This is a genomic window from Dickeya sp. MK7 (assembly GCF_000406305.1).
GTDB classification, from domain to species: Bacteria; Pseudomonadota; Gammaproteobacteria; order Enterobacterales; family Enterobacteriaceae; genus Dickeya; species Dickeya fangzhongdai.
Window position 1 is genome coordinate 3,088,004 of record NZ_CM001984.1, and the last position, 22,387, is coordinate 3,110,390.

Below are 22,387 nucleotides of genomic sequence, written 5' to 3' on the forward strand. Positions count from 1 at the left end.
CTGCAGGCTAATTTCAACCTTTTCACAACAAACGGATGCATTCGCTACACTTTCCGCTTATGCTTACCCCCCGCCATATCACTCCCTGTTTCAGGGACGTTATTTACCGACCGCCGGAGTTTTTTCATGACCCCCTTGCCGAATGTTCTGAAGATTCGTCGTCCTGACGACTGGCACCTTCATCTGCGTGACGATCAGATGCTCAAGGCTGTTTTGCCCTATACCAGCCGACTTTTCGCCAGAGCAATCGTGATGCCGAATCTGACGCCGCCCATTACTACCGCGGCCCAGGCTGAAGCATATCGGCAGCGGATTTTATCCGCCGTTCCAGCCGGCGAGACCTTCCAGCCGTTGATGACCTGTTACCTGACAGAGTCTCTGGACAAAAACGAAATCATCTCGGGCTATCAACAAGGTGTCTTTACCGCCGCCAAGCTTTATCCGGCACATGCCACCACCAATTCCAGCCACGGCGTATCGGACATCAGAACCATCTACCCGGTGTTGGAAGCAATGCAAAAACTGGGCATGCCGCTGCTGGTTCACGGCGAAGTCACCGATCCGGAAGTCGACATTTTCGATCGCGAAGCCCGTTTCATCGAGCGCATCATGGAGCCGCTGCGCCAGCAGTTCCCGGAATTGAAAGTGGTGTTTGAGCACATTACCACTCGCGAAGCCGCCCAGTATGTGCAGTCTGCCGATCGTTTCGTTGCGGCCACCATCACTCCGCAGCATCTGATGTTTAATCGCAATCACATGCTGGTGGGCGGCATCCGCCCGCATCTGTACTGCCTGCCGATCCTCAAGCGCAACACACACCAGCAGGCTCTGCGCGAAGCGGTCGCCAGCGGTAGCGAGAAATTCTTCCTCGGCACCGACTCCGCCCCGCATGCCAAACACCGTAAAGAATCGTCCTGTGGCTGTGCCGGCGTTTTCAACGCGCAGGCCTCATTGAGCGCCTACGCCACCGTATTCGAGGAATTGAACGCTCTGGATAAACTGGAAGCGTTCTGCTCCCTGAATGGCCCACGCTTTTACGGGTTGCCGGTTAACGAAGGCACGCTTGAATTACGCCGCCAGCCGGTGCAGTTTCCGGAAGAAATTGTCGCAGGCGAAGAAACTATCATTCCGTTTCTTGCCGGCCAGAGCCTGAACTGGTCTGTCGCCTGATAGCGCCGAACTCCCTGCCAGCCAGGGAGTCACTTTGTACGCATTTTTTATTCATGTTGTTGCCTTCCCTGATATACTGTATAAAAACACAGTCACATAAGAAGGCAACCATGCGTATTGAACTTACCATAGCAAAAACGACCCCACTGCCCGCAGGCGCACTTGAAGCGCTGACCGATGAACTGAGTCACCGGGTTCATGGCATTTATCCGGATACCCCCGTACACGTCCGTTACGCTGCCGCCAATAATCTGAGCGTCTTTGGCGGTAACAAGGACGATAAAGAGAGAATATCGGAGATCCTGCAGGAGACATGGGAAAGCGCTGACGACTGGTTTATTCAAAACGAGTAGTCCTTTCTCCATCCGCACAGGTTACCTAATGGCCAGTCCTCTTGCGTCTGGCCTCTTCATTTTTTCCTCGGATATCGCGTTGAATCGCACGTTCACATTAACGAGTTGTACTATTTTTGTTCAAGAATCATCGTTCATTTCACCAGATAATTAACTGAAACATCCACTTGAGTTTTTTTTACATTTAATTTCCATAAATGAATCTGACAGAGATATACTGATATTGCTCAGCTACAAGAGCCGTCTTAAACCTCGTTTAGTCACTCACGGTAGTAACTAGTCAATAAGGGGTATTTATGGACAGAAAAAATGAGATTATTCAAACGCACCCGCTAGTAGGCTGGGATATCAGTACCGTTGACAGTTATGACGCAATGATGATCCGCCTGCATTACCTTTCTACGGCGGACCAGGCGCCAGATGAGGCGCAGGTTGACCGGACATTATGGTTAACCACGGACGTGGCAAAACAGCTTATCTCAATCCTTGAGGCTGGGATTGCCAAAATCGAATCGAATGAATATCAACCTGCCGACTATCTTAAGCATTAATATTTTTTATATTTATCACCATTCACCAATGCCATTCTCTCCCCTGACACCGCTCCCCAGAGCGGTGTCTCACCGTCTATATCTTCATTACAACAAATTTAGCATCTGATTTGTTTGTAAAAATAAATTACCAAAAGAATAAAATCAGAAAAACAAGTAACCCAATTTAATAAAAAAGCATTTATCTTCCTGAATTTAAATAAATAAAGAAATGTTTTAATAAACTTACACAGTCATCCTGAATAATAAATCCGAACCACCTTCAAATTTATTGAAATATAAAAATATCATATTGAATAGGTCATTTTTATATTGATTTTATGTTTACGGATGTTTAATTTCCTGAAACAAAGGTTAACCTACGATAAGGATTTCAATAATGCTTTGGCGTAATACGTCAACCCGCTATGGGCACATTAGCGTGCTGCTGCACTGGATTACCGCTGCCACAGTGTATGGCATGTTTGCATTAGGGCTATGGATGGTTGCCCTGGGATATTACGATCCCTGGTATCACAACGCGCCTGAAATACATAAAGGTATAGGCATATTGCTGTTTCTGGCTCTGCTGTTCCGGGTGATATGGCGCTGGGTTTCTCCTCCTCCTCGCCCGCTATCCAGCTATTCCACACTGACCCGTATCGGCGCCACGTTGGCGCATATTTTCCTGTATCTGTTGTTATTCAGCATACTGATTAGCGGTTATCTGATTTCTACCGCCGAAGGTCAGCCAATTTCCGTCTTTGGCTGGTTCTCAGTGCCCGCTACGCTGAGCGGGATTCAGGATCAGGCGGATACCGCCGGTACCATCCATTTGTATCTTGCATGGGCGGTCGTCATTTTGTCCGTCTTGCATGCGCTGGCGGCATTTAAACATCACTTTATCGATCGTGACGCTACGTTAAAACGCATGTTGGGTAGACAGGCGGATTAATTCATTCTGGGTTCAAGGAGAAAGACCAATGTTTAAGAAAGCAATTCTGGGCGTGACTATGGCTTCCCTGTTTAGCTTCGCGGGAGCCGCTACCGCTGCCGATTATAAAATTGACAAGGAAGGACAACATGCGTTTGTTCAGTTCCGTATCAAGCATCTGGGATACAGCTGGTTATACGGTACCTTCAAGGATTTCGACGGCGCATTTACCTTTGATGAAAATAATCCTTCCGCAGACAAAGTCAGCGTAACCATCAATACCAACAGCGTTGACACCAATCATGCCGAACGTGATAAACATATTCGCAGCGCCGAATTTCTGAATGTCGCCAAGCACCCTCAGGCGACATTCGCATCCACCGAAGTGAAAAAAGACGGCGATGAATTGAAAATTACCGGCAATCTGACATTGAATGGCGTAACTAAACCGCTGACGCTGGAAGCGAAAGCAATTGGTCAGGGTAACGACCCGTGGGGGAATTATCGTGCCGGTTTCGAAGCCGAAGGAAAGCTTAAACTGAAAGATTTTAATATCACTACCGATCTTGGCCCGGCTTCTCAGGAAGTGGATCTGATCATTTCGGTTGAAGGTATTCGTCAGAAATAATAATTTGCGCAGAGTCTTTCATAGACTCTGCGCTTTTCGCCATCAGCGTTATTTTTTCTCTTCCGGTGCAGGAATACCCAGGGTGGTATTCAGCAATCCTTTAGACTTATTGAAGATCTTCATGCTGATTTCACGATTTTTCCGGCGCTGACGCTGCTCTTCAAGCGGTAACCGGATCTCATCCTGACACACGGTGCTACAGCATCCCTCATATTTTTCCGCGCACGTCGGGCATTGAATAAACAGTAAATGGCATCCCTGATTCTTACAGTTGACATGGGTATCGCACGGCTCACCGCATTGATGGCAATGGGCAATCACATCCCCGGATACTCGTTCCCCCATCCGTTCGTCAAATACAAAGTTTTTGCCGATAAACCTGAGGGGCAACCCATTGGCTTTGGCCTGCCGCACGTATTCGATGATGCCGCCTTCCACGTGATAGACATTTCTGAAACCATGATGAAGCATGTAGGCACTGGCTTTTTCACAGCGAATCCCGCCGGTGCAATACATCACGATATTCTTGTCGCGCGCGTCCGCCAGCATATCGACCGCCATCGGCAACTGCTCGCGGAACGTATCGGAAGGCACTTCAATCGCGTTTTCAAAATGGCCGACTTCATACTCATAATGATTACGCATATCCACGAACAACGTATCAGGATCGTCCGCCATCCGGTTGACCTCTTCCGCTTTGAGATACTGACCGACCTGGGTCGGATCGAAGCTGGCGTCATCAATGCCATCGGCGACAATGCGATCCCGCACTTTCATGCGTAATACCCAGAATGACTTACCGTCATCTTCCAGTGCGACATTCAGCCGAATTCCGTCCAAAGCCGGATGCGAGCCGAACAGGGCGCGGCGAAAGTCCTCAAAATGGCTGGCCGGAACGCTGATCTGCGCGTTAATGCCTTCTCTGGCGATATAAACGCGGCCGAATACCTTTACATGGCTAAAGGCGATATAGAGCGCATCGCGGAAGGCTTGCGGGTCATCCAGTTGGAAATATTTGTAAAAGGACACTGTGGTACGCGGCTCGGTTTCAGCGAGCATGCGCGCTTTCAGTTCCTCATTGGAAACACGGTTATGTAACACTGGCATGGTGTACGATCCTGTTTTTATTGAGGTGAATGGCGTTAAAATATTATGAAGGCGATGTTGCGCAAACAATAAATTGCCGCCGCATCATACACGAGGGATAGCATACTGTCAGTGAATGACGTGCATATCGGAATGTGAAATCGTTATTTCAGGCGCTGCGACATCTCTGGCAATGTTTCCCGGGTATATCTCAGACGGAGGTTATCTTCATGAGCAAACTGTTCAGCCCATTGGCATTGGGAAACCTGACGCTGCCAAACCGCATCATCATCGCGCCGATGTGCCAGTACTCAGCTGAAAATGGTAAAGCGACCGAATGGCACATGATGCATCTGGGTACGTTGTCGCATTCCGGCGCCGGATTATTGATTCTGGAAGCCACCGCCGTCCTGCCGGAAGGGCGCATCTCGCCACAGGACCTCGGCCTGTGGGACGACGATACCGAACGTGCACTGGCGCCGGTTGTACGGGGCATCCGCAAACATTCAGCCATCCCGTTGGGCATCCAGCTCGGCCATGCCGGCCGCAAAGCCTCAACCGGCGCGCCCTGGGCCAATCGAACCTTCCTGCCCCCAGAGCAAGGCGGCTGGCAGACAGTGGCGCCTTCCGCCTTGCCTTACCACCCGGATGACACCCCGCCTGTCGCCATGAGCCACGATCAAATCAAGAACCTGATTGACGCCTTCGCCGCCTCGGCCAGACGGGCAGATCGGCTGGGGTTCGATTTGATCGAGCTCCACGCCGCTCACGGCTACCTGTTGCATCAATTTCTTTCGCCATTGACCAACCAGCGCGATGATGAATATGGGGGATCGCTGACCAACCGCATGCGCCTGCTGCGCGAGGTCTATATGGCTGTGCGTGAAGTGTTTCCGCCGCATAAAACCGTGGGCGTCCGTATTTCCGCCACTGATGCCGTCGAAGGCGGCTGGGATCTGGCGCAATCTATTGAGCTAGGCCAACTGCTGCGCGAATTGGGGTGCGACTATATTCATGTTTCCAGCGGCGGTCTGTCGCCCTTACAGCAAATTCATCCCGCCCCCAATTATCAGGTGCCTTTCGCACAAAAAATTCGTCAGGCAACCGGGTTGGTGACCATCGCCGTCGGCTTGATCACTGAACCGGAACAGGCAGAAGCAATTCTGGCAACTGAAGAGGCGGATGCGGTAGCTCTTGCGCGTGCGATTTTGTTCAATCCGCGCTGGCCGTGGCACGCGGCGATCCGGCTGAAAGAAAAAGTTATCGCGCCTCCCCAGTACTGGCGCTGCGAACCACATTACGCCAAAGGGCTGTTCACCCCGCTATAAGTTGATGTCCCCGCCGTACAGTGCGGGGGCTGTTCCGCCCAATGTCACCAAACGCTAAAACCCATATCCCTCAAATGTTATTATAGATACCGTGTTGAATTTGCGGATAAAAGCAACAAGCGTATTCTTTCCTTAACAACGCCGCTTTCGGCTATTCTGTTGGAAAGCGCTGATCATTATGTTAACCGTCGGCGTGTTGTTCGCCGCTTTTTGATTTTGATACTGAGGCTATGACACAAATCCCCTCTTTCCATCGCTCACTCTTACACCCTCGCTACTGGCCGACGTGGTCAGGCATTGTTCTTCTCTATCTGCTGGTGTTGCTGCCTTATCCTTTCATTTACCGCATCGGTACCGGGCTGGGAAGATTGTCCATGCACTTTCTAAAACGCCGCGTCGCTATCGCCCATCGTAATCTGCAACTCTGTTTTCCGGATATGCCCGCAGAAGAACGGGAACAACTGGTGAAGAAAAACTTTGAATCCGTCGGCATGGGGGTGATGGAAACCGGTATGGCGTGGTTCTGGCCTGACTGGCGGGTAGAGCGCTGGTTCAAGGTGATCGGTATTGAAAATATGCAGCCTCTGCGTGAGCAAAAGCGCGGCGTATTGTTGATTGGTCTGCATTTTCTGACCCTGGAATTGGGCGCGCGCATCTTCGGTCTGCAAAATGCCGGGATCGGCGTTTACCGACCCAATGACAATAAGCTGATCGACTGGCTGCAAACCTGGGGCAGAATGCGTTCCAACAAATCTATGCTGGATCGCAAGGATTTAAAAGGCATGATTCGCGCCCTGAAACAGGGCGAAATTATCTGGTACGCTCCCGACCATGACTACGGTCCGCGCAGTAGCGTATTCGTTCCCTTATTTGCCGTCGAGAAAACGGCGACCACAGTCGGCAGTTACATGCTGGCCCGAGCCGCCAAACCCGCTATCGTCCCGTTTGTTCCCCGCCGCCTGCCGGATGCCAGGGGTTATGAATTGATTATTCAGCCGGCACAGCTGGATATTCCGCTGGAAAGCGAAGAAGCGACCGCCGCCTGGATGAACAAACTGGTTGAAGAAAATATCCTGTTGGCGCCGGACCAATATATGTGGCTGCATCGACGCTTCAAAACACGCCCTGTCGGGGAACCTTCGCTGTACTAAGCCCTGGGACAACCCAGTCAGGAAAATACGATGGATGACACCGCCCCGATTGACTGGAAACGCAATCTCTACATCGCCTGGTTGGGGTGTTTCTTTACCGGGGCCGCTTTCAGCCTGGTCATGCCTTTTCTTTCACTGTATGTCGAGCAACTCGGCATACAGGGCCATGAAGAATTGAATCTGTGGTCGGGCGTGGTTTTCAGCATTACCTTCCTGTTTTCAGCTATCGCTTCGCCGTTCTGGGGACGTCTTGCCGATCGTAAAGGGCGCAAGCTGATGCTACTGCGCTCTGCGTTAGGAATGGCGATAGTGATGGCGTTGATGGGGCTGGTGCAAAATATCTGGCAATTCCTGCTGCTCAGAGCGGCATTGGGTATCCTGGGCGGCTTCGTGCCGAATGCCAATGCGCTGATCGCCACCCAGGTTCCCCGCAATCGTAGCGGCTGGGCGCTGGGAACCCTGTCCACCGGCGCAGTGGGCGGTGCGCTGCTCGGGCCGCTCTTAGGCGGCTATCTGGCGGATACCTTTGGCTTGCGGCCGGTCTTCTTCATCACAGCGGTGGTCTTGTTCATCTGTTTTCTAATTACGCTCTTTCTCATTCGGGAACGAATTGAGCCCGTTCGGAAAAAGGACATGCTCAGCGGGCGCCAGGTGATGATTTCACTGAAAAACCCGCATCTGGTGATGAGCCTGTTTGTGACAACCATGATTATCCAGATAGCCACCGGCTCTATCGCGCCAATTCTGACGTTGTATGTGCGTGAACTGGCGGGTCAGACCGATAATCTGGCCTTTATCAGCGGCGCTATCGCCGCCATTCCGGGCGTATCGGCACTGCTGAGCGCCCCACGGTTGGGAAAACTCGGCGACAAGATTGGCCCGGAGCGCATCCTGATCGCCATGTTGATACTCTCGGTGCTGCTACTCATCCCGATGGCGTTCGTACAGTCGCCCTGGCAACTGGCGTTGCTGCGTTTCCTGCTGGGGGCCGCTGACGGCGCACTGTTACCCGCCGTGCAAACGTTGCTGATCTACCATTCTTCTCATCAGGTCGCCGGCCGGATATTCAGTTATAACCAATCATTCCGTGATGTCGGCAACGTGACGGGGCCGCTACTGGGCGCCAGCATTTCCGCCAGCTTTGGGTTCAGAGCCGTATTTCTGGTTACCGCTGCCGTCGTGATGATCAACGCGTTCTACTCATGGTTCTCTCTACGCCGCAAACCCAATCGCATACCGGTATCTGAACCTGAATAAAGCGGTTCTCCGGTGTGGGATGAACGTAATCCTGATAATGGACAGAATCAGCCCATAAAAAAAGCAACGGACTGGCCGTTGCTTTTTCGTCGATCACCCTGACTTACTGGGCGTTTTTAATCACCGGAGCGGCGAGTGCCTGATAATGGCTTCGCCAGTCGCTGTGAGTATCCGGCTGACTCCACACCCGATGGTGCAGGCGAGCCAACGTCACCGGATCGCTAATCAACGCCAGACGCAGATTGCCATCAACATCCTGCGGTTTGCGACTCAGTGCATCATTGACGCGTTGCTCGCGCATATCCTCAATCGGCTTGCTGAAGCGGTGACGCGCCGTCGCCATTGCGCTGGTCAGCGCGTTGATTGACGGATCAAAGATCGCATGCATGAAACCATGCTCCAGCTTGCGCTCACGATTGCGACGGAAATACTCATCGGTCGCCACCAGTTCACGCGGCGGCTCGAACTCTTCCGGGATCAGCAGCAGCTTGGCGCGTTTGCAGGCCAGCCCCACGCCGGCACGGCTGGACAGTACTGATACCAGCGGCGACAGGATCAACGAGAATACGATAGGCGCCAGCCACCACAGGAAGCGCAAATCCAGCCATGCCATGCCAATCGCCCAAACCAGTCCCAGCAGCAGCTGAGAACCATGGCGGGTGAAGGCTTCGCTCCAGGGTGTCGCATCATCATCACGCTGCGGTGATTTCCACTGCACCGACCATCCCAGAAACGCGCTGACCACAAACACGGTGTGGAACAGCATGCGTACCGGCGCCAGCAGCACGGAAAACAGCATTTCAATCAGCAGTGAGATAAACAGCTTGGCCACTCCGCCGTAAGACTTAGCGCCTTTAGCACATACCAGAATGACGCTCAGCAATTTCGGCAGGAACAACAGAACCAATGTTGTCGAGAACAAAGCTATCGCCAGTTCCGGCCGCCACTGCGGCCATACCGGAAACAGCTGGCGAGGTTGCAGGAAGTACTGCGGCTCCATCAGCGTATGCACCACCTGCAATGCCGTGGAGAGCGCCAGGAACATGAACCACAACGGCGCGGACAGGTAAGACATGACCCCGGTCAGGAACACCGCACGGTGCACCGGATGCATGCCTTTAACCAGGAACAGCCTGAAGTTCATCAGGTTACCGTGACACCAGCGACGGTCGCGTTTCAATTCATCCAGCAGGTTAGGCGGCAGCTCTTCATAGCTACCCGGTAGATCGTAGGCAATCCACACGCCCCACCCGGCACGACGCATCAGCGCGGCTTCAACGAAGTCATGCGACAGGATGGAACCGGCAAACGACCCTTCACCCGGCAGCGGCGCCAGTGCGCAATGCTCAATGAACGGTTTAACACGGATAATGGCGTTATGACCCCAGTAATGGGATTCACCCAATTGCCAGAAGTGCAAACCGGCGGTGAACAGCGGGCCATAAACACGAGTAGCAAACTGTTGGCAGCGGGCATACAGCGTATCCATACCCGATGCACGCGGTGCAGACTGGATAATCCCGGCTCTCGGGTTGGCTTCCATCAACCGAACCAGCGAAGTCAGGCACTCGCCGCTCATGACGCTATCGGCATCCAGCACCACCATATAGCTGTACTGATTGCCCCAGCGACGGCAGAAATCGTCGATATTGCCGCTCTTACGCTTCACACGGCGACGGCGACGGCGATAGAAGATTCGACCCGCACCGCCAACTTCACGACACAGATCCATCCACGCTTTCTGTTCGGCGACGCAAATATCCGGATCGTTACTGTCGCTGAGCACATAAATGTCGAAATGATCCAGCTCGCCGGTAGCCGCAACCGACTCGTAAGTCGCCCGCAATCCCGCAAACACACGTTCCACATCTTCGTTGCAGATCGGCATGATCAGTGCCGTGCGGTGTTCCGGATTCAGCGGTTCATTGCCGGTCGTTGTCGACGAGATACTGTATTTGTCCTTGCCGATCAGCAGCTGCAGGAACCCCATCAACGCGGTCCAGAAACCGGCCGAGACCCAACAGAACAGGATAGCGAACAGGATCAAAATCCCACTCTGCAGCACATAAGGCAGCAGTTGCATAACCGTACGCCATACGTCCTGATGCACCATCGCGAAAGGATCGATCAGCGCCCACCCCTGATAAGGAAGAATGGTCTTCATATACCAGGTAGCAATAGCGGTTTGGAACAGCGTCAGCAACAACAGGATATAGCGGCGCAACGTCCCTACCCTGCGCCAACGATTTTCCGCTTCGTTCTCTTCCGCCGTCTTGTACTGATGACGAAGTGGTTTGGAACGCCCGTTGAGCATATCCCACCAGCGCACCATCGGGTTCGTCTGCCAGGCATCAGGGAACATAGAAGCACGAGTGATACGCGGCATCGCCTGCAGCGCAGTACGCCCTTCACGGTCTTTACCCAGTTGCTTACCGCCGTTCAACCCGTCTTCCCACGCCAGTTCCAGACGACGCGGTACGGAAACCAGCGGAACATCATCCGGCGATTGCATAGTGACGACAGAATCATCAGACAAAGAATGATGCAGGGAAGACAGATCCTGAGACGAGGACAAGCTCTCACGCAGGGCCTCTGCCTGCTCGGCAGGCAGAGGCAATTTCTCGATATACTCGAGAGTAGAAGTTGATTTATTCATTAGCAGGCAGCTGATAGCTCCAGGTTTCAGTCAATGTAGTTTCGCCATTGACCAATGCCGCTCGCATTTCCGTCGGCTGCTTGTTGTCTTTCACTTTCATACGCAGTGTCAGACGCCAGCCATGGGTTACCGGATTATAGCGAACAGTGTTTTCCACAATTTCGCCGTTGTCACCGATACTGACTTGTGACGCGACCGGCGCATTCGGATCCAGCTCCTTCATTTTGCCGCCGGCGAAATCGACCAGGAATGCAGTGGTGCCGTCCGGCTGACGAATCAGATTGGACTGTTTCACATCGCCGGTTGAACGCATGGTCTGCATCACATAGGCCTGTTCCGGCGAATGCAGCGCTTCTTCATCCTTGGTGAAATGCAGGCGGTATTTAACTTCCAGCGGTTTGCCTTTCTCAGGCAGGTTTTCCGGCGTCCAGAAAGCCACGATGTTATCGTTGGTTTCATCCGCGGTCGGAATCTCTACCAGTTCCACCTTGCCTTTACCCCAGTCGCCTTTGGTTTCAATCCAGCCGCTGGGACGCAAATCGTAACGATCGTCCAGATCTTCATAACCGGAGAAATCGCGACCACGCTGCAGCAACCCGAAGCCTTTCGGATTCTCAATCGTATAGGTGCTTACCGCCAGGTGCTTCGGATTATTCAGCGGACGCCAGATCCACTCGCCGTTGCCGGCATGGATAGACAAGCCGTTGGAGTCATGCAGCGCCGGACGATAGTTCAGCGTCGGAGACGGCTGGTTCGGCCCAAACAGGAACATGCTGGTCAGCGGCGCTACGCCCAGTTTGCCCACTTTGTCGCGCAGATAAACCTTGGCTTCCACATCCATCATGCTGTCGCTGCCCGGATAGAGCACAAAGCGATAGGCGCCGACGGAACGCGGAGAATCCAGCAACGCGTAAATCACCAGGTGTTTGTCTTCCGGCTTCGGATGCTCAATCCAGAATTCGCGGAAACGCGGGAACTCCTCGCCGGACGGCAACGCCGTGTCGATAGCCAGGCCGCGGGCCGACAGACCATACACTTGTCCTTTACCCACCACGCGGAAATAGCTCGCACCCAGCATACTGAGGATTTCGTCGTGCTTATCCGCTTTGTTGATCGGGTACAGGACCTTGAAGCCTGCGAAGCCCAAATCTTTCACCGTCGCCGGATCATGGTTGACGGAACCAAAATTGAAATAGTCGGTAGAATATTTGATTTCGTTGACTTCAGTGGCAGTCACTTCATTGATTTTGACCGGAATGTCAAAATACATACCCTGATGGTAGAACTGCAGTTTGAAAGGCGTCTGGTCCGAATTCCAGTAGGATTTGTCCTGGTTGAAGCGAATCTGCTGATAATCGGCGAATTTCATGTCGCGAAACTGGGCCGGAAGATTACTCTTTGGCGCTTCATACCCCTTTTCAGCAAGCTTTTCCGCCTTCTGCGCAACATCGTCAATGGAAAAAGCCCAAGCGTGCAATGATGTCAGAGACAGCATGACCGCAGCTGAAACCCAGCGAAGATTAGCAACCCGCTGCTTAACCCTAAATTTATTAACCAGCACATCTCCCCCTGTATGTGTGCCTAAATCAACTAAAACCCATATTAATGGATAAGTTAGCTTTCCGACAACTTGAGAAAAGAATGGTTCATCATAATAGGTCATCGTTTAAACAACATCGACACGCCTAAATGACAAACCGCCTTTTCAGGATGAAAAACCATAACGGATATCGCCCTAAAAATGCCTAGGATTAGTCCGTTGAGAAACGAGGGTAAATTTTCCTCTCACATGACCGCAGTAGCAAGAAACTTCTGGGTCTGACGCCCATTAACCGGTGTTTTATGGAAAGCGGAACGCAACTTTTTCACCTGGGATGATCAAAAAAGAACATTTTCTTAACCCTTATTCCATGATCGGGTACAGTGTCGGCTATGTTGCCTTTTTCTCATCGTCACATGTAACGCATGTCTCTGTTTGAACTGAGACAATGGCGAACCCCAGCCTGGCTGGGGATACTGGCCCTTGTCATGATCTTTCTGGCCCCGCCCATCTCGCAGTCATTGCGGGCCAGTCATCACGTTCAGATATCGCCGCGCCCACATCACCATTCGCCTTCCGCCAGCCTCTCCATGCCGGAGCATCACAGCCACCATGCCATGGTTTCTGCTGCGACGCCCAAAGGAGATATGGATAAGATGGGCATGGGCATGGGCATGGGCATGGGCATGGGCATGGGCATGGGCATGGGCATGGGCATGGATCATGCCGCCTGCGGTTACTGCGTGCTGCTTTCTTATCTGCCGCTGCTGGCATTATCAGGCCTGCTTCAAGCTGTCGTCGCCGTCTGGTCGCCTCGCTGGCAAGCGCTTCTCCCCGTCTATTCCCTGTTCCATAACCCACGTTTCCTTTCACCGCTACCCCGCGCCCCTCCTCGTGGATAAGCCATTACCATCAAAACCATTTGTTCATTAAAGCCGTGTCTGACACCGCTTACGGTCACTCTTGCTGATGGTTTTTTATCACCAGATGCCGCTGAACAACCACGCCTGTCGACAGGAGTGACATTCATCTTTGTCGACTGCTGGCTTACCCTATGCGGAGGTTTTATGTCCGAGTCAAAAACCGAGACATCCTTCATTCAGGCGGGAGCGGTCATTGATACACCGCTAACGTACGACGCGACTCGCAACAGTCAGGTCCGCTCACAGCGCGCAGCGTTGCAGGCATTGCTGATGCGGTTGCATTTTTATATCGGGTTATTCATCGGCCCGTTCATCTTTATCGCGGCGCTGACCGGCACGCTGTATGTGCTGACGCCGCAGATTGAATCAAAACTCTATTCTCACCAGTTGTTTACTGACGCCGCAGGAGCGCCTACGTTGCTGTCGCAACAAATTACGGCGGCGACCCACGCTTTGGGCGATAAGGCCCAGCACGCCCGGCTAACCGCGGTTCGCCCGGCGCCGGAAGCCGGGCAGACGACGCGGGTGATGTTTTCCCTGCCCGATCTCGGTCCATCAGAAAGTTTTGCGGTATTTGTAGATCCGGTGTCACTCGACATCCGCGGCGCGCTCACGGTATACGGCACCAGCGGCATTCTGCCGTTTCGCACCAGCCTGGATTATCTGCACCGTAGTCTGTTGCTGGGCGATATTGGCCGAAACTACAGCGAACTGGCCGCCTCCTGGCTATGGATTGCCGCCCTGGGCGGCCTGTATATCTGGATCTCGACCCGCAAAAATCATCCTCGCCTGCACCGCCGCCCCGCCGCAGGGCGCCTGAGTCCGGCCCGGCAACGCCAGCGATTACGCAGCAATCACGCGGTTACCGGCCTGTTACTGCTGGTCGGGTTGCTATTCTTTTCAGCGACCGGCCTGACCTGGTCGCGTTGGGCCGGCGACAACGTCGCCCAGCTTCGTGCGGTCATGGGCTGGCAAACGCCGTCAGTCAATACCCGCCTTGATACGGCGCCGCCCTCTCCTCCCTCGGCGCATGCCGAACACGACATGATGTCGATGCCAATGCATCCGGCAGTCTCCCAGACCACGCCGCAAACGTTTGATAGCGTACTGGCTGCCGCCAGAGCCGCGGGAATTGATGCCGGGAAAATAGAGATTCGCCCGGCATCCAGGGCTCAGCGGGCGTGGACCGTTAGCGAAATTGATCGGGCATGGCCCACGCAGGTTGACGCCGTAGCGATTGACCCGATGACGTTCCGCGTCATCGACAAAGTCAATTTTGCCGACTATCCGCTAGTAGCCAAACTGACACGCTGGGGGATTGACGCGCATATGGGGGTACTGTTCGGACTAGCCAATCAACTGCTGCTGTCGGCATTCGGCCTCGGGCTCTGTTCTCTGATCGTCTGGGGATACCGGATGTGGTGGAGCCGTCGGCCGGCGCATCCTTCCCCCTATAACCCACTGCAGACACTGACGACCGCCTTCCTGCAACTGAACGGCCGCCTTCGGTTGCTGGTGCTAGTTATTGCGGGTGCGCTGGCGGTCAGCCTGCCGGTGATGGGGATCAGTCTGGTCATGTTCCTGTTGGTCGATATCTGGCGCTGGTCGCGACAACGTCAGACGGCGTAACATTCCGACTGACCACCGAAGGCCGGTATGACTGACGCGTGCCGGCATGTTATATCGGCCAACGCACATGTTCAGTCAGCACGGGCGGATGTAAAAAAAACCGCAGTCATAATCGACTGCGGTTTTCATTCAACATTATCACGAATCAGAAGGTCGCCCATTCCGGCGCATCAGATCCGGTTGCGTCTTTCGCGCCCGGCAAACCGGCCAGCGCCAGCCCCTTTCCTCCCGGCTGCCGCCGCGTCGTTCCTTTGTCGGACCAGTTGCTATTCAGTTTGAACACACTGACGGTTTTTGCCAGCGTTTGTGCCTGTTCCTGCAGAGAAAGCGCCGCCGCTGCAGATTCTTCCACCAGCGCCGCATTCTGCTGCGTCGTGGTATCGATCTGCCCAATCGCTAGGTTAATCTGGTTGATGCCTTCGCTCTGCTCCAGACTGGCTTTGGCGATTTCAGTGATCACGCCATCGGCGTTGTGCGCATTATCAATCACTGCGCCCATCGTCTGTTCCGTATTTTCCACCAGCGACATGCCGTCCTGCACCTTTTGCACCGAGTTATCAATCAGTTCCTTGATTTCCTTGGCCGAATTAGCGCTGCGCTGCGCCAGCGCACGGACTTCGCTAGCCACAACGGCGAATCCCCTTCCCTGCTCACCGGCGCGGGCGGCTTCCACCGCGGCATTCAACGCCAGAATATTGGTCTGGAAGGCGATACTGTCAATCACGCCGATGATTTCCGCCATGCGCTGGGATCCGCTTCGGATTTCGCGCATTTCCCGCGTGACATCCGCCATCATTTCGCCGCTCTGGCGAACAATCTCGGAAGCCTGCCCCGCCAGCGAAGCCGCATGCTCCGTATTTGCCGCCGTATTTTTGATGGTGGCGGTCAGTTGTTCAATCGATGCAGCGGTCTGTTCCAGAGAACTGGCCTGTTCTTCGGTACGGGCGGACAAATCCTGATTGCCGGCGGCAATCTGCGATGCGGCGGAAGAAATGGTTTCCGCGCCATCACGCACCTGACTGACAATGTTACGCAGGCTGTCATTCATTTCATACAGCGCATGCAACAACTTGCCGGTTTCATCCTGCGCACAGGCAGAGGCTTCGGTAGTCAAATCGCCTTTCGCGACCTTTTCCGCCAGCGTTAACGCCTCCTGCAGCGGCTGCGTCACACTACGGGTGATCCACCAGGCGATCAGCCCTCCGGCTACGATGCTAATAATAAAAACCAGCCACAAGACCATGCGAATATCGGTATAGCTCTTTTGCACCGCTTCCCGCGCGTTCATCATCAGATCATCCTGATAGTCAATGAACTCGGCTACCTTGTCCTTATATTTTTGTTGCAACGTCAGAGAAACATTAATCAATTCTGCCACCGCGTCTTGCTTATTGCCGCGGCTGGCCAGATCCATCAGCTTATTTCCCGATACGCTATATTCACTACGAATCTGTTGAATATCACTTAGCAGACTGGCTGAGCGAGCATCTTTGACATTTTTGCTTAAATCGGCCAGCAAGGCCGTAATCTCCGCAGAATGTCCCTTGGTTTCTTCATTCTTGCGTTTAATATCCTCATTAGAATCCAGCATCAATATGAGTTGCTGTCCCAATAGGGCATTATTCAGCTCATCGATCAGTTTATTTCCTTTTGCCGTCATCGGATAAAGTTCGGAAACGGTATAATCCATCTTACGGTTAAAATCGCTCAGATTACTTAATGCCACCGCCCCTGCGATCAGTAGCATGATGATAAGAAATGAAAATCCGATTGCCAGTCTATAGCCTATTTTTAAATTAGAAAAATTCATTGCAAGCCCCTTTAATAAAATCCTTTCGGTTACAATCCAATTAAAAATCAAGTGGCAAATAATTTATATTTACCAGGCTCCATACCTTAAGAAAGTCATTCCATTGCAAGATGAACCATCGGCAAGCCATCGCTGCCCGGACAGCAGAGAAACGGGGTGAGGTAACAGCACAGAGCTCTTACCTGCACGCCATGCAGTAGAGTCTGAATGATGGAACCCGGTATGGGTGAAAGTCGAACCAATCCAGTCGGCGCAATGAACACGCCAACGTGTTATTCCAGTCCTGGGAATCATTTTATCCTCCGTGATCATCAATTCCCGCCATGAATCAGCAGGTGAAGTAACCATGCCACGGTTCAGGCCAAAACCTAAACCGCGGCACGGTTATTTATTCCGGCTATTGATTAACAATAATCGGATGCGGCATCCTGCCATCCCCATTATCAGCGCAATCACCTTGTCTAAGACCACGCTGATAGCGGATTGTTTCACATTATAAAAGGAATGATAAGTGCGTTGTTGTTAATACAAAAAAAATCTTACAGAAATTTCTACCTCGTCACGCGATAACTCACGTGACTTTCCATACAAGAAATATCATTACACCCAAAATTTTTCTTCTGAAATTGGCGTCAGTCTACGATAGAACAGAAAAATGCTCGACAGATTTTGGTAAAACCAGCCGAATATTTACGCTTTCAGAGTAATGTTCTAACAGAAAAGTGAATCTTATTTCATTCAGATACCTTTCGTCTTACCTGCTTAATGGTTATTCCTCGCTATTACGCTCGATGATTCTTACCCGGTTTTTAACGATTATCGACCGGGAATTGCCACGTTCTCTCCATTTACCGTCCCTTTGAGGTTAAGTAAGTAGAATGCCGTAAGAGTTCCGCCAGATTATCTGAAATCGTCGCCCGCGCCTTGTCACGTACAGATATCATCCACGTTGCCACAGGCGCGTTCGCCCCTGACGTCCGCTATACGCGAGCCAAAAGAAAAAATGGGGAAATGAGGAAGAACAGCATGAAGGTGGGATGAATGCTGTATCCCTGCGATGGATACAGCATGCGAAAGCCGGAATTACTTCTTCCTGGAAGTGCCTTTGCCTTTCAGCAGCTGACGAAGTTTTTTGATTTCCTTCGCCGTCAGCGGTTGCTCCACGATCTCTTCCGTATTCTGACTATCAACGATCTCTGCCTCATCAGCGTCATGGGCATGGTCTTCGATATCAAAACTTTTCAGCAAACGAGCACTGACCTCAGCACTGATCGAGACCTCGTTTTCCAGCGCAGCCGCTTTGATCTTTTCTTTCAGATCCAACGGGATTTTCAGTGACAGACTTGATATCTCACTCATTTCATTACCTTTATGGCAGGAGAAAATCTCAAACTATGCCAGTCTCCTGATAAAGTCCATACTGAAACAAAAAATTAATATAAATGTCATGAAAACCACAAAAAAATATAAAACAAGCATACTTTTGATGTGATATAGATCGCAGTTTTATCTCACATTTTTCATCCGGCGTTTTATCTTTGTCATATCGGCTGTCTGCGCCGGATAGATTTAACATTTTCAGCTATCCGTTCCACCTGTAAATAAATAGCCGCTGAAAAAATTATCAATTGAGGTTCGGATTCTTCCGGATCTGTATTCTTTGACACGTCCGTCAAAAATAAATAGAGACTGCGCGTAATATTATTACAACGAATGCACGACTGACCGATGGCGCCAACAACGCGATACCACGTTGTTAACATTTTACCGACGCATCAGCCGACAGATGACGGCTCACCGGTGCGTTGAGGCGAACCAAAGCGCCCCGCCAGCGGCCGCGTAGCGGGGGTTGTTCATCCGCGGGCGCATCCGGGCATCAGGCAGGTTAATCGATTGATCGAAAAGTTTTAACAGCATAGAATACGCGCCCCTGTAACCATAAGGAAGTAAATGTGTCACACCATCACCTGTGGGAAATGATCAGAACCCTCTATTTCCTGGGCCTTTCGGTCTCGATGCTATTTACTTTTTTTATGAGCAAAGATAATTCTCTGACCATGCGCTTTCTGGCCTCAATATTAATCGGCGTCACCTGGCCATTAAGTTTTCCAGTGGTGATCGTTTTTTCATTTTTTTAATTATTATCACTTAATGAATTAGCAGACATGATATTTGCTGCCCGGTTCAAAATGCGGGTCGTACGGAAAATGAGGATTCGCCAGCGCTGATGTCTGTTCTGTTTTAACAGTCAGACCGTTTTCTATCGCTGGCATACATTAATCAGGCTATTCGTTTTCCGGCGGCTGGTTCAGCATCGCTTGCAGATCCTGCCTGAGCAGCGACATCTGGCTGGCATATTTCTCTTTATGCTCCGCGTCTTCGATCAACTGCACGATCGTCTCCGATAGGGTAACGCCGCGGCGCTGCGCCAGCGCCGCCAGACGCTGCCAGACCAGATATTCAAGATCGATGGATTTCTTGCGGGTATGCTGGTGCTCGGCGTTGAAGTGCCGTTTGCGCCGGGCGCGGATCGTCTGTTTCATGCGGTTTTCCAGCGCCGGATTCATGCACTGCGCAATCCACTCCAGCACCAGTACTGGCTGGCTTTCCATTTTCAGCAATCGATCTACGGCTTCATCGGCCGCGCTTTGCTCGATAAAGCGCGTGACTGGCTCACCTTCGCGATGTTTTTTGACCAGGTACTTCCACTTCCAGCCGCACTCAAGATTTTTTAGTTGTTGATATTTCATACATTATTCTTTAGTGACCGTGTAACGTGCCTGAACTTGTCCCCATTGTTGCCCGATATTCCCGTTTCAGGCAATGCCTTGCTGACTATTTTTCGTCCAAAAATTCGCCTGTGGATGTTCTCTTGTTCGCATCTCCGGACTCAGTGCATATGCAGCCCCAAGAATTCTTGTATAATTACGGTTTTCCTTTAAACGATTACAGCAGATACTTTGACCAGTAACCGACTCGAATGGCAGCAACTGCTGCCCGATCATACGCCATATCAGACATTATTCTCCCAGGCAGCCCAACTTGCCCCCGCCGAGTTCTCAGCGGTACAGCCGCGCCTGGCCGATGCGCTGACGATTTTCTGCCATCCCCGCTCGCCTTCCCGATTCATGCTATTGAAGGCGCAGGAGAACAACGCTTATCTGGCACTGATTGCCAATGCCATCGCTCATCTACCGGCCCGACAATCGGAAACGCTGCATGGTAACCGTTATCAGATCGACGGTCGTCAAATCAGTATCCAGCCAGCCCAATATCCGGATGACAATTTTGCGGCCACCCTGCGCTGCGGCTATCAGGAGTGGATCGAGCCGGAACAGCTGTTTGGCTGTGTGCGAGTGTACAAAGACGATATCAGCCTGCAGCCCGGCCTGCTCCATCGCGTCAACGGCGGTACGCTGATTCTGTCCGCCCGAACATTACTGGCGCAGCCGCTGATGTGGCTGCGGCTCAAGCAGATCATCATTGACGGTCAGTACCACTGGCTGTCTCCCGACGAACGGCGGCCCTTGCCGGTAGAGATTCCGCCGATGCCGATCGATTTGCGTCTGATCGTGCTTGGCGATCGTGAAAGCCTGGGCGATATCCATGAGATGGAACCAGAGCTGGGCGAACTGGCGATTTATGGCGAATTTGAATCACAGTTGCAGTTGATCGAACCCGAAGACATGGTGCACTGGTGTTCCTACATCAATGCGTTATGCCTGGAAAACCAGTTGCCGCTGCTGGCCGCCGATGCCTGGCCGGAACTGTTTACGCTGGCGGTGCGCTATAGCGGCGATCAGGGTAATGTCCCCTTGTGCCCGCAGTGGCTGCTCCATCAGCTCAAACACGCCGCGCTCTATGCCCGTCAGGAAGACATCACCGGGCAGGCTATTATTGATGCCGTTACCGCGCGCCGCTGGCGTGAAGGTTACCTGTCCGAACGTATGCAGGACGAAATCGAGCTTGGTCAGATCCTGATCGAAACCGAAGGCGACATGATCGGTCAGGTTAATGGGTTATCAGTGCTGGAGTATCCCGGTTATCCGCTGATGTTTGGCGAACCGACCCGCATCAGCTGCGTGGTGCACCCGGGCGACGGCGAGCTGACCGACGTCGAGCGCAAGGCTGAGCTGGGCGGCAACCTGCACGCCAAAGGCATGATGATTATGCAGGCATTCCTGATTTCCGAACTGGAACTGGAACAGCAGTTGCCGTTTTCCGCATCGATCGTGTTTGAACAGTCCTACAGTGAAGTCGATGGCGACAGCGCCTCGCTGGCTGAGCTCAGCGCGCTGGTCAGCGCCCTGTCGCTGCTCCCCATCAATCAACAGTTGGCCGTCACCGGCTCTGTCGACCAGTTTGGGCATGTGCAACCGATCGGCGGCGTCAACGAAAAAATCGAAGGCTTTTTCGAAGTATGCCAGCGTCGTGGTCTGACCGGCAAACAGGGCGTAATTATTCCAGCGACCAATCAGCGTCATCTGTGTCTGCAGCCGGAAGTGGTCGACGCCGTGCGTGAAGGGCAATTCCATATCTACATCGTGGATTCGGTGGCCGAAGCGCTGATGCTGTTGACCCAGATGCCGTATGATGACGATCGGCAGCCCAGTCTGCTGGCGGCGATCCGCGAGCGGATCGCGCAGTTGGCGCCTCCGGAACGCCGCCGCTTCCCGTGGTTTTTCCGTTGAGGAAACTGGTTGGTCCAGAAGCAACAGACTTGCTCAGCGTACATCTGTACGCTAACCTGCGTGCTCCACAAAAACAGGGCTTATAGAAACATGGTAGACAAACGCGATTCCTATTCCAAAGAAGACCTTTTCGCCAGCGGACGCGGTGAACTGTTTGGTCCGCAGGGACCACAACTGCCGGCCGGCAACATGCTGATGATGGATCGTGTCATCTCGATGACCGAAGAAGGCGGTCTGCATGGAAAAGGCTATGTGGAAGCAGAACTGGATATCCGTCCGGATCTGTGGTTCTTCGGTTGCCACTTCATCGGCGATCCGGTGATGCCAGGCTGCCTGGGTCTGGATGCCATGTGGCAGTTGGTAGGCTTCTATCTCGGCTGGCTGGGCGGCGAAGGAAAAGGCCGCGCACTGGGCGTGGGCGAAGTGAAATTCACCGGTCAGGTACTGCCGGAGGCGAAAAAAGTGACTTATCGCATTCACTTTAAACGCGTTATCAACCGTAAGCTGATCATGGGCATCGCAGATGGTGAAGTTCTGGTCGACGGTCGTCTCATCTACACCGCAACCGACCTGAAAGTGGGTCTGTTCAAAGATACCAGCACCTTCTGACAGCAGATAAAACGCGGCGCTAACGCCGCGTTTTGCTATGAAGGGCAATGCCGACACAGGTTATCCCTTCCCTTCAACACACTCTCTTACCG

At 52.6% G+C, this 22,387-nt stretch carries 19 protein-coding genes; 13 read left to right on the plus strand and 6 right to left on the minus strand.

Going from position 1 to position 22,387, the window contains the following annotated elements; translation table 11 throughout:
* Positions 1–126 precede the first annotated feature (126 nt).
* From pyrC to DXXMK7_RS13295, 5 genes are all read left to right on the plus strand, one after another.
* Positions 127–1,170, plus strand: a complete 1,044-nt coding sequence (gene pyrC, locus DXXMK7_RS13275; RefSeq protein ID WP_038919526.1) for a dihydroorotase — start codon at positions 127–129, stop codon at positions 1,168–1,170.
* A 110-nt stretch (positions 1,171–1,280) separates the two neighbouring features.
* Positions 1,281–1,523, plus strand: a complete 243-nt coding sequence (gene dinI / locus DXXMK7_RS13280) for a DNA damage-inducible protein I (protein WP_038919528.1) — start codon at positions 1,281–1,283, stop codon at positions 1,521–1,523.
* A 296-nt stretch (positions 1,524–1,819) separates the two neighbouring features.
* Positions 1,820–2,074: a biofilm formation regulator BssS gene (bssS, locus tag DXXMK7_RS13285; protein ID WP_013318447.1), complete on the plus strand. Its 255-nt coding sequence runs from the start codon at positions 1,820–1,822 to the stop codon at positions 2,072–2,074.
* A gap of 379 nt (positions 2,075–2,453) precedes the next feature.
* Positions 2,454–3,008 carry a cytochrome b gene (locus tag DXXMK7_RS13290; RefSeq protein WP_038667998.1) on the plus strand — a complete coding sequence of 185 codons (555 nt, stop codon included), beginning with the start codon at positions 2,454–2,456 and terminating at the stop codon, positions 3,006–3,008.
* Between the two features lie 28 nt (positions 3,009–3,036).
* A complete protein-coding gene (locus DXXMK7_RS13295) occupies positions 3,037–3,615 on the plus strand; it encodes a YceI family protein (RefSeq protein WP_038667996.1) in 579 nt (192 codons plus the stop codon).
* 48 nt (positions 3,616–3,663) lie between these two features.
* Here the strand turns inward: DXXMK7_RS13295 and DXXMK7_RS13300 are convergent, their stop codons facing one another.
* Positions 3,664–4,722 (minus strand): rhodanese-related sulfurtransferase, encoded by a 1,059-nt coding sequence (locus DXXMK7_RS13300; RefSeq protein WP_038919529.1) that lies wholly within the window; start codon positions 4,720–4,722, stop codon positions 3,664–3,666.
* Positions 4,723–4,931: 209 nt separating this feature from the next.
* Between DXXMK7_RS13300 and DXXMK7_RS13305 the strand changes: the two genes are divergently transcribed.
* From DXXMK7_RS13305 to mdtG, 3 genes are all read left to right on the plus strand, one after another.
* Positions 4,932–6,029, plus strand: coding sequence for an NADH:flavin oxidoreductase/NADH oxidase (locus DXXMK7_RS13305; protein ID WP_038919530.1), 1,098 nt, complete (start codon positions 4,932–4,934; stop codon positions 6,027–6,029).
* 230 nt (positions 6,030–6,259) lie between these two features.
* Entirely contained in the window at positions 6,260–7,180 is a 921-nt protein-coding gene (locus tag DXXMK7_RS13310) for a Kdo(2)-lipid IV(A) acyltransferase (RefSeq protein WP_038919531.1), read from the plus strand.
* 30 nt (positions 7,181–7,210) lie between these two features.
* Positions 7,211–8,437 (plus strand): multidrug efflux MFS transporter MdtG, encoded by a 1,227-nt coding sequence (gene mdtG / locus DXXMK7_RS13315; RefSeq protein ID WP_038919532.1) that lies wholly within the window; start codon positions 7,211–7,213, stop codon positions 8,435–8,437.
* 103 nt (positions 8,438–8,540) lie between these two features.
* Here mdtG and mdoH read toward each other — a convergent pair whose 3' ends face one another.
* Positions 8,541–11,093: a glucans biosynthesis glucosyltransferase MdoH gene (gene mdoH / locus DXXMK7_RS13320; RefSeq protein ID WP_038919533.1), complete on the minus strand. Its 2,553-nt coding sequence runs from the start codon at positions 11,091–11,093 to the stop codon at positions 8,541–8,543.
* Complete coding sequence (locus DXXMK7_RS13325) at positions 11,086–12,588, minus strand: glucan biosynthesis protein G (protein WP_107759778.1); 1,503 nt, start codon at positions 12,586–12,588, stop codon at positions 11,086–11,088. Before DXXMK7_RS13325 ends, mdoH begins: the two co-directional genes overlap by 8 nt.
* A gap of 470 nt (positions 12,589–13,058) precedes the next feature.
* Here DXXMK7_RS13325 and DXXMK7_RS21960 point away from each other — a divergent pair, with 470 nt between their 5' ends.
* Both DXXMK7_RS21960 and DXXMK7_RS13335 read left to right on the plus strand, forming a co-directional pair.
* Positions 13,059–13,535, plus strand: a complete 477-nt coding sequence (locus DXXMK7_RS21960) for a DUF2946 family protein (RefSeq protein ID WP_071605214.1) — start codon at positions 13,059–13,061, stop codon at positions 13,533–13,535.
* A gap of 165 nt (positions 13,536–13,700) precedes the next feature.
* The gene (locus DXXMK7_RS13335) at positions 13,701–15,185 is read left to right on the plus strand and encodes a PepSY domain-containing protein (RefSeq protein WP_038919536.1); all 1,485 of its coding nucleotides are present in this window, start codon (positions 13,701–13,703) and stop codon (positions 15,183–15,185) included.
* A 145-nt stretch (positions 15,186–15,330) separates the two neighbouring features.
* On the opposite strand, the gene DXXMK7_RS13340 is transcribed toward DXXMK7_RS13335, so the two are convergent.
* Positions 15,331–16,995, minus strand: a complete 1,665-nt coding sequence (locus tag DXXMK7_RS13340) for a methyl-accepting chemotaxis protein (protein ID WP_038919537.1) — start codon at positions 16,993–16,995, stop codon at positions 15,331–15,333.
* Positions 16,996–18,078: 1,083 nt separating this feature from the next.
* The gene (locus DXXMK7_RS13345) at positions 18,079–18,354 is read right to left on the minus strand and encodes a hypothetical protein (protein ID WP_038667978.1); all 276 of its coding nucleotides are present in this window, start codon (positions 18,352–18,354) and stop codon (positions 18,079–18,081) included.
* Between the two features lie 593 nt (positions 18,355–18,947).
* Here DXXMK7_RS13345 and DXXMK7_RS13350 point away from each other — a divergent pair.
* Positions 18,948–19,133, plus strand: coding sequence for a GhoT/OrtT family toxin (locus DXXMK7_RS13350; RefSeq protein WP_023637881.1), 186 nt, complete (start codon positions 18,948–18,950; stop codon positions 19,131–19,133).
* Positions 19,134–19,280: 147 nt separating this feature from the next.
* Here the strand turns inward: DXXMK7_RS13350 and matP are convergent, their stop codons facing one another.
* Positions 19,281–19,745 (minus strand): macrodomain Ter protein MatP, encoded by a 465-nt coding sequence (gene matP / locus DXXMK7_RS13355; protein ID WP_022634045.1) that lies wholly within the window; start codon positions 19,743–19,745, stop codon positions 19,281–19,283.
* Between the two features lie 210 nt (positions 19,746–19,955).
* Here matP and DXXMK7_RS13360 point away from each other — a divergent pair, with 210 nt between their 5' ends.
* Together DXXMK7_RS13360 and fabA are read left to right on the plus strand one after the other, a co-directional pair.
* A complete protein-coding gene (locus DXXMK7_RS13360; RefSeq protein WP_038919539.1) occupies positions 19,956–21,686 on the plus strand; it encodes a Lon protease family protein in 1,731 nt (576 codons plus the stop codon).
* 90 nt (positions 21,687–21,776) lie between these two features.
* Positions 21,777–22,295 (plus strand): bifunctional 3-hydroxydecanoyl-ACP dehydratase/trans-2-decenoyl-ACP isomerase, encoded by a 519-nt coding sequence (gene fabA, locus DXXMK7_RS13365; RefSeq protein ID WP_033567674.1) that lies wholly within the window; start codon positions 21,777–21,779, stop codon positions 22,293–22,295.
* Positions 22,296–22,387: the final 92 nt, after the last annotated feature.

Bases quoted from the DNA above. Each gene is read 5' to 3' on its own strand.
- DXXMK7_RS13305 (WP_038919530.1), top strand. From the start codon at position 4,932: ATGAGCAAACTGTTCAGCCCATTGGCATTGGGAAACCTGACGCTGCCA.
- DXXMK7_RS13310 (WP_038919531.1), top strand. From the start codon at position 6,260: ATGACACAAATCCCCTCTTTCCATCGCTCACTCTTACACCCTCGCTAC.
- fabA (WP_033567674.1), top strand. From the start codon at position 21,777: ATGGTAGACAAACGCGATTCCTATTCCAAAGAAGACCTTTTCGCCAGC.
- mdoH (WP_038919533.1), bottom strand. From the start codon at position 11,093: ATGAATAAATCAACTTCTACTCTCGAGTATATCGAGAAATTGCCTCTG.
- DXXMK7_RS13335 (WP_038919536.1), top strand. From the start codon at position 13,701: ATGTCCGAGTCAAAAACCGAGACATCCTTCATTCAGGCGGGAGCGGTC.
- DXXMK7_RS13300 (WP_038919529.1), bottom strand. From the start codon at position 4,722: ATGCCAGTGTTACATAACCGTGTTTCCAATGAGGAACTGAAAGCGCGC.
- DXXMK7_RS21960 (WP_071605214.1), top strand. From the start codon at position 13,059: ATGTCTCTGTTTGAACTGAGACAATGGCGAACCCCAGCCTGGCTGGGG.
- DXXMK7_RS13290 (WP_038667998.1), top strand. From the start codon at position 2,454: ATGCTTTGGCGTAATACGTCAACCCGCTATGGGCACATTAGCGTGCTG.
- mdtG (WP_038919532.1), top strand. From the start codon at position 7,211: ATGGATGACACCGCCCCGATTGACTGGAAACGCAATCTCTACATCGCC.
- pyrC (WP_038919526.1), top strand. From the start codon at position 127: ATGACCCCCTTGCCGAATGTTCTGAAGATTCGTCGTCCTGACGACTGG.
- matP (WP_022634045.1), bottom strand. From the start codon at position 19,745: ATGAAATATCAACAACTAAAAAATCTTGAGTGCGGCTGGAAGTGGAAG.
- DXXMK7_RS13295 (WP_038667996.1), top strand. From the start codon at position 3,037: ATGTTTAAGAAAGCAATTCTGGGCGTGACTATGGCTTCCCTGTTTAGC.
- DXXMK7_RS13345 (WP_038667978.1), bottom strand. From the start codon at position 18,354: ATGAGTGAGATATCAAGTCTGTCACTGAAAATCCCGTTGGATCTGAAA.
- dinI (WP_038919528.1), top strand. From the start codon at position 1,281: ATGCGTATTGAACTTACCATAGCAAAAACGACCCCACTGCCCGCAGGC.
- bssS (WP_013318447.1), top strand. From the start codon at position 1,820: ATGGACAGAAAAAATGAGATTATTCAAACGCACCCGCTAGTAGGCTGG.
- DXXMK7_RS13325 (WP_107759778.1), bottom strand. From the start codon at position 12,588: ATGCTGTCTCTGACATCATTGCACGCTTGGGCTTTTTCCATTGACGAT.
- DXXMK7_RS13340 (WP_038919537.1), bottom strand. From the start codon at position 16,995: ATGAATTTTTCTAATTTAAAAATAGGCTATAGACTGGCAATCGGATTT.